The 6,444-nt window shown below is 66.2% G+C and carries 7 protein-coding genes; 2 read left to right on the forward strand and 5 right to left on the reverse strand.

The genetic code is table 11. The annotated features are described in order from the left end of the window. Positions 1-117: 117 nt before the first annotated feature. The 3 genes from MRY84_RS20840 to soxR form a co-directional block, all read right to left on the reverse strand. Entirely contained in the window at positions 118-624 is a 507-nt protein-coding gene (locus MRY84_RS20840; protein WP_291507591.1) for a hypothetical protein, read from the reverse strand. Between the two features lie 56 nt (positions 625-680). Continuing rightward, positions 681-1,703, reverse strand: a complete 1,023-nt coding sequence (locus tag MRY84_RS20845; protein ID WP_291507592.1) for an OmpA family protein — start codon at positions 1,701-1,703, stop codon at positions 681-683. A gap of 135 nt (positions 1,704-1,838) precedes the next feature. After that, the gene (gene soxR, locus MRY84_RS20850) at positions 1,839-2,354 is read right to left on the reverse strand and encodes a redox-sensitive transcriptional activator SoxR (RefSeq protein WP_291507593.1); all 516 of its coding nucleotides are present in this window, start codon (positions 2,352-2,354) and stop codon (positions 1,839-1,841) included. A 178-nt stretch (positions 2,355-2,532) separates the two neighbouring features. On the opposite strand from soxR, the gene MRY84_RS20855 reads away from it, so the two are divergent. After that, positions 2,533-2,982, forward strand: a complete 450-nt coding sequence (locus tag MRY84_RS20855; RefSeq protein ID WP_291507594.1) for a RidA family protein — start codon at positions 2,533-2,535, stop codon at positions 2,980-2,982. 131 nt (positions 2,983-3,113) lie between these two features. Next, on the forward strand, positions 3,114-3,257 hold the full coding sequence (locus MRY84_RS20860) for a hypothetical protein (RefSeq protein ID WP_291507595.1): 144 nt from the start codon (positions 3,114-3,116) through the stop codon (positions 3,255-3,257). 104 nt (positions 3,258-3,361) lie between these two features. Here MRY84_RS20860 and MRY84_RS20865 read toward each other — a convergent pair whose 3' ends face one another. Both MRY84_RS20865 and MRY84_RS20870 read right to left on the reverse strand, forming a co-directional pair. Further along, positions 3,362-5,653, reverse strand: coding sequence for a GGDEF domain-containing phosphodiesterase (locus MRY84_RS20865; protein ID WP_291507596.1), 2,292 nt, complete (start codon positions 5,651-5,653; stop codon positions 3,362-3,364). A gap of 171 nt (positions 5,654-5,824) precedes the next feature. Beyond that, positions 5,825-6,444 (reverse strand): GTPase (locus MRY84_RS20870; RefSeq protein ID WP_291507597.1); only part of this gene is annotated, 620 nt, incomplete at its 5' end.

The raw sequence follows: 6,444 nt of genomic DNA on the forward strand, positions 1-6,444 counted from the left end.
CGGGCGCGCGATGGGTCTGGATCTGTCCGGAAGCCCTCAGAGCCTGGCAGCGAATGAATGCAGGACACGCTCAACATTCGGGGGTGGCTTGCACTGGGCCTCTCCCCGATCGGGACACTAGACTGCGCCTGCTGCTGCGTATGCCGCCGGTAGATACAGCCTCTGCTCAGGATCTCTTTCGAGGCGGCGGCCATGCCTGGTCATCCACGCCTCCGCGTGGAGGTACCAGCTTTTGAAGGCGACAGCGTCGTAAGCCAAGCCATCAGGAGCAGCAAACCTCTCAGCCCAATACAGGCGCCCCGGCGACGTGGCCGCCCCGTAAAGTCGCCGGTCGTACTCGATGAGTGGAGCGGTCCCCAGACTCTCGTAGTAAACGAAGCCGCGCCGCTCAACGACCAGCGCATCATCCTCTACGCGCCTGAGCCGGAACTCCCACGGAAAAGCCAGGCTGTAGAGGAAGAATTGGCTCTCCTGCGGAGGTGCGGCAGAGAAGTCGTCGATGAACAATTGCTCCTCGGTCGGTGCAAAAGCGCGAAGAATTTTGACGTCCGCAACTTGACGCAGGTAGCCCAGAAAGGCTTCCTCATCCTGCGGCAGCATCGAGATTGCGACTTGGTAACCCATGGGCGTGCGCGCAGCCGCGAAACATGTGTTGACGCGGCCGCCAATCCTTTCGAAAGTTACTGCAGTACCAATTCCACCCGCCGATTCTTGGCGCGCCCTTCATCGCTGCTGTTGCTGGCCACAGGAGCCAAAGATGCCACCCCGTTCCCCACCATGCGGTTCGCAGCAATGCCGTAGTCTTTGGTCAACGCAGCAGCCACGGCCTCCGCACGCCGTTTGGACAAAGCCAAGTTGCTCTCAAACCCGCCCACACTGTCGGTGTGGCCCACCACGTGCAGCTTGACGCCCGGCTCGGCCTTCAGGAAGGACGCAATCTGATCCAGCGAGGGCTTGGACTCGGGCTTCACATCGGCCTTGCCGGTATCGAACAGGATCCCGTAGATGGCCACCTTGCCATTGGCCGTGAGGGACTTGCCAATGTCCGTCGCGCTGACCACCACCATGTTCTGCTCCATGGCCTTGGTCTCCAGGATATCCACGGCGGCGTAGGCGCCCTGCCTGGCCTTGTACATGGCGTCGTCCTTGGCCCAGTCGATCGTGAGCACGCGCACGGTGGTGTTGCCCTTTTGGAAGGTGCCGGTGCGCACCGTGCTGGCGTCGGCCGCGTACATCACGTATTCGCTGCGGTTGTTCTTGATGAAGTCGCGCTTGCCGCTGGCGAAATTGGCCAGGAAATTGCTGTAGCCGCCCGCTGACGTATCTCGGGTGGAGTCGTACAGCACCGTGAATCCGCTGGCCGCAAGGTCATTGGCATAGTTGCGAAACAGTTCCAGCGACCGAGTAGCACCCGGCGCCTCGTACCACAGACGGGTGAGCTTGCCCTCCAGCACCAGCGGCGGTTGCGCATAACGCCGTTGGTAGGTGCGCAGGTCAAACTCCTTGAAGGTGGAGGTCTGGAACTCCACGGCGTCAAAGTTGCGCACCTCGTAACCCACGATGGCACTGCCCGCGAGCCGCTTCACGGCCGCGTGGTCCTTGGCGCCTGGCAGGTCCTGCGCATGGGCGGATGCGAGGCTGGTCAACGTGAGAAACGCGAGGCACATCGACGCACCCCAACGGCGAAAAAGCTTCACGGCCATGAGCATCTCCGGTGAAAGACAACCTGCCAAGCAGTGCCCGCGCTGGCACGGCAACGAATCATAGGGGAGTCTCCCGTGAACTCCAGCGGCGTCCAGGCCACAGGGCTCGCACGGGGGCTGCCGGCGTGCAATCGATCACGAATCCCCCGCCCCAAAATGCGGCCCCGGGCCCTGCGCTGCCAGCGTGTCCTGTGCATTGCGCAGCGGGCACACCTTGAGCGACAGGCAGCCACAGCCAATGCAGCCATCGAGCTGGTCGCGCAGTGCCGTGAGCGTACGGATGCGCTCGTCCAGGTCGTCGCGCCAGCGGGCGGACAGGCGGCGCCAGTCCGCCACCGTGGGTGTGCGCCCCGCGGGCAGCGCCTGCAAGGCTTCGGCAATGGCGGCCAGGGGCACGCCCATGCGTTGCGCCACCTTGATCACCGCCACGCGGCGCAGCACCGAGCGCGGGTAGCGCCGCTGGTTGCCCGCGTTGCGCACACTGGCGATCAGCCCGCGCGATTCGTAGAAATGCAGCGCCGACACGGCCAGCCCGCTGCGGCTGGCGACCTCGCCCACCGACAGCTCGGAATGTTCGGATGGCTCGGATGGTTCGGACTGCACGTCGGCTACCACGCGGGCAATGGGGATGGTGGTTTTTCCGGGCTTCACAACAACTCCTGCACGGACTTTCGCCATAGGGATTGACCTCAATTTAACTTGAGGTTTGATACTAGCGCCTCGGAACACTATTTTTGCCAGTGCGGCCTCAGCCCACGGAGTTTTCCTGGCTTGCCGGCAATTCCGCCGCTGGCTTCATCTTCACTACTTGCATTTGGATTTCTGCACCATGCGCCCTGACACTGCGACCATCCTGCGCCCCGCCGCGACCGCCTCTCAGCTCCGCTTCATCAACCCCCCCGGCCTGTACGACCCGCGAGCCAACGGCTACACCCATGTGGTGGTGGTGCCGGCCCAGGCACGCACCGTCCTGGTGTCGGGCCAGGGCGGCGAGAACGCGGCGGGGCAGCTGTCCGCCGACTTCGGCGAGCAGTTGCGCCAGGCGTTCACCAATCTGCGCATCGCACTGGCAAGCGCCGGTGCCAGCGTGCACGACGTGGCCAAGCTCACGGTGCTGGTGGTGGACCACACCGAACAACGCCTGGCCCTGCTCAGCCAAACCGTGCGCAGCCTGTGGCCTGACGGGGCGGCTCCGGCCTGCACGCTGATTCCGGTGCCCCGGCTGGCGCTCGACGGCATGCTGGTCGAAATCGAGGCCACAGCGATGGTGACGGCCTGAACGGTGCGTGCAGCTGCTTCCAGGGCCGGCGGGAAACTCGCGGCACGCCGCGGTGCTGGCCGCCAGAGTGCGGGCTTTGTGACGTACCATCCCGCCACGGTCCCATCCCGAGACCTTTACAGGAGGGCCCCATGGCCAAAGGCGAACAGCGCAGCAACAAGATGGCGAAGAAGCCCAAGAAGGACACCTCGGTTCCCCGGGAGGGCAGCGTTTCGGACCGGCCCATGCCACCCGTAACCGCCATCATCCCGCGCGGCAAGGACAAGAACAAATAGGTCCGCACACGGGCACAGGGCATCAAATGCTATAAAAACAATAGCCTTCAGCGCTCATCAAACAAGCGCTGGAGGCTATTTTTCATTGAAGCCAGAAGCGGTCTTCACTCGGCGCTGGACCGCGCTTGCGCGGCGCGCGCCAGCCAATCAGCCTCGGGCTCGGGCCTGCCAAACAGATAGCCCTGGTACACGATGCCGGGCGCACGCTGGCGCAGGAAGCTGGCTTGCTCCTGCGTCTCCACCCCCTCGGCCACCACACGCAAGCCGAAGTGCGAGGCCACCGACAAGATGCCCTCCACCAGCACGCCATCGTCGGCATTGGTAGGCGCGTCGCGCACGAACGAGCGGTCGATCTTGATTTCCTGGATCGGCAGGCGCTTGAGGTAGGCCAGCGACGAGTACCCGGTGCCAAAGTCGTCCAGCGACATGTCCACGCCGAACGCCGCGAGCTCGGCCATCTTGGCGACGGCGTCATCGAAGTCATCGATCACCAGGCCCTCGGTGACTTCCAGCGTCAGCAGCCGCGGATTGGCGCCCGTCGCGATCAGCATGGCGCGAAGCTGCTGCACGAAACCCGGCTGGCGGAACTGCCGCGCGCTCAGGTTGACAGACAGGCGCCATTGCCGCTCGTGGAATATCGGCTGGGCCAGCAGTGCGCACGCATGGGCCAGCACCCACGCACCCAGGGCCACAATGAGATCCGACTCCTCCGCCACGGGGATGAAGGCCCCCGGCCCCACGAGGCCATCGCGCGGGTGCTGCCAGCGCACCAGCACTTCAGCACCCGTGAGCTGCCCCGCCACGTTGACCTGCGACTGCAGGAACAGGCGCAGTTCGCCTGCATTGATGGCGTGGCGCAGCTCACGTTCGACGCGAAAGCGCTGCTCGGCCGCCTCGCCCATGCCTTGTTCAAAGAAGGCGGCCCGTCCGCCGCCCGCCTGCTTGGCCCGGTGCAACGCGGTGCCGGCGCGGCGCACGGCGTCGTGCGCGACATCGCTGGCACTCTGAGGGTAGAGCGTGATGCCCACGCTGGCGCCCAACTGCAGTTCCTCCGCATCGTTGTCCAGGTGCAGCGGCTGCAGCAGCGCTGCCTGCAGCTTTTCGGCAAAAGCCAGGGCATGGCGGCCGGCCAGCGCGGCGTCGGCACCGAGACCATGCAGCACCACGGCAAACTCATCGCCTGCCACGCGCACCAGCAGCCCCTGGGGCGGCAGGATTTCTGACAAGCGCAGCGCCACGGCGCACAGCAGCCGGTCCCCCATCTCGCTGCCACGGGCATCGTTGAAGGTGGTGAAGCGATCCAGGTCCAGCAGCAGCAACGCATGCTGGGTGGAGGGCGGGCGGCCTGCACGGCCCTGCAGTGCTGCCAGGCGCTCCATCAGGGTGAACCGGTTGGGCAGGCTGGTGAGGCTGTCAAAGTGGGCCAGGCGGTGGATCTCCTGCGCCGCGCGCTTGCGCTCGGTGATGTCCTGCTTGAGTTCGGCGTAGTGCGTGATGCGTCCGTCGGGTTGGCGGATCGGTGCCACCACGACGGCCTCGGCAATCTCGGTGCCGTCCTTGCGGCGATTGAGCTGCTCGCCGGCCCAGCTCTCGCCGCGGCCCAGCGTGTCCCGCAAGCCCTGCCACTGCGCGGGAGCCAGGCCGTTGCTGGACACGTCCTGCGACAGCCGGCCCAGCACCTCCTCGCGGTCATGGCCCGTGCGGGCGAGGAAGGCCGCGTTCACGTATTCCACTCGCCCTTCGAGATCGGTGATCACGATGCTCTCGGGGCTTTGCTCCACCGCGCGCTGGAGCTTGCGCAGCTCGGCATCGGTGCTGGCCAGGTGGGCGGCGGTGTGCAGGGCCTCCTGCACGCGGCGCAGGTAGCTGCGGCGTGACAGCAATGTGGCCAACAGCGTGACCACCAGCACGCCCCCCAGGTAGGCCATCTGGGTCATTGGATTGCCGATGCGCACTGGCGGCAGCCAGCCCCGCGCCCCCGCCCATCCAAGGAACACGAACAGCGCGGCCGTGGCCCCGGCCAGTGCCAACGTGGGCCGTGCACCCAGCAGCCAGCCGGCAAACACGATGAGCACCGGAAAGTTCAGAAGCGTGGGCCCGCGCAGCCCGCCATTGTTGGCAGACACCAGGGCGCACACGGTCCACACGCCCCAGATGAGTACCTGCGCCGCCTGGTGCCAGCGCCGCTGCCGGCCCAGCAACACGGCGGCGGCGCCCATGGCGAGGGCGCCAGTGTTGAGCGCCAGGTGTGTCCACGGCAAGGGCCTCTCCAGGAACACGAGCAGGACCACGATCAGGCTGCTGATGGCCATGACGGCCCACGCCCCCGCCCGAACCAGCTGCTCGGTGGTGGCGTCGTCGCGTTCAGGGAGCCAGGGGGAGGCGTTGACGGGCATGGGCAGGGGGCGGTAACAGCCGGTCTGGATGGTAACGCGATATTTCTTGCCCATGGGCCTCGCGGCGGCACAGGGTGTGCAGCCACCGCCACACCCCAGTGCACCCTCGCCACGCCCAGGGGCAGCACCCATCAACGATGCACCATCGCGGAGGGCTGGTTCAGCGCGGCCTCAGTTCATCTCGGTCTGCGTGCTGCCGCCATCTTCGCGCCGCCCGGACCCCTTGCCCTTGTCCTTGGCGCGTGCGTCCTTCTTGGCCTGCCGCCTGGCGTCTTCGGCCAAACCGGCGGCGCGCCATGCCTCGAACTCTTGCGGCGTCTCCAGCGTGATGCGGCCCAGGATCGCGGTGCGGAAGTCAGTGATCACGATCTCGGCCGCCTTTTGCAGATTCACCTTGCCGCCGCCCTGCATGGCGCCGCGCTTGCGGCCAATGGCCTCCAGCAGTTCGTCGTCCTGCATTTGCGCCATGGCCCCGGGCGGCAGGCCCAGCCTGTAACGTGCCTCCAGCAGCGGCGCATAGTGCGCCTGCAGGCGGCGCAGCAGCTCCAGCGCCACCAGCTCTTCGTCGTACGCATTGCGGCCCACGGCACCGCTGGCGGCCAGGTTGTAGCCGCTTTCGGGGACGATGATGCGCGGCCATAGCATGCCGGGCGTGTCCCAGAGGTAGAAGTCGTCGGCCAGCGTGATGCGCTGCTCCAGCTTGGTGATGCCGGCCTCGTCGCCCGTCTTGGCCTGGCGCTTGTTGGAGAGGGTGTTGATCAGCGTGGACTTGCCCACGTTGGGCACGCCGC

This window comes from Acidovorax sp. (assembly GCF_022763525.1).
Classification (GTDB): Bacteria; Pseudomonadota; Gammaproteobacteria; order Burkholderiales; family Burkholderiaceae_C; genus Acidovorax.

What these genes read in the sequence shown, in the direction of transcription:
- MRY84_RS20860 (WP_291507595.1), top strand. Translation starts at nt 3,114, where the DNA reads ATGGCCAAAGGCGAACAGCGCAGCAACAAGATGGCGAAGAAGCCCAAG.
- MRY84_RS20840 (WP_291507591.1), bottom strand. Translation starts at nt 624, where the DNA reads ATGGGTTACCAAGTCGCAATCTCGATGCTGCCGCAGGATGAGGAAGCC.
- MRY84_RS20855 (WP_291507594.1), top strand. Translation starts at nt 2,533, where the DNA reads ATGCGCCCTGACACTGCGACCATCCTGCGCCCCGCCGCGACCGCCTCT.
- MRY84_RS20865 (WP_291507596.1), bottom strand. Translation starts at nt 5,653, where the DNA reads ATGCCCGTCAACGCCTCCCCCTGGCTCCCTGAACGCGACGACGCCACC.
- MRY84_RS20845 (WP_291507592.1), bottom strand. Translation starts at nt 1,703, where the DNA reads ATGGCCGTGAAGCTTTTTCGCCGTTGGGGTGCGTCGATGTGCCTCGCG.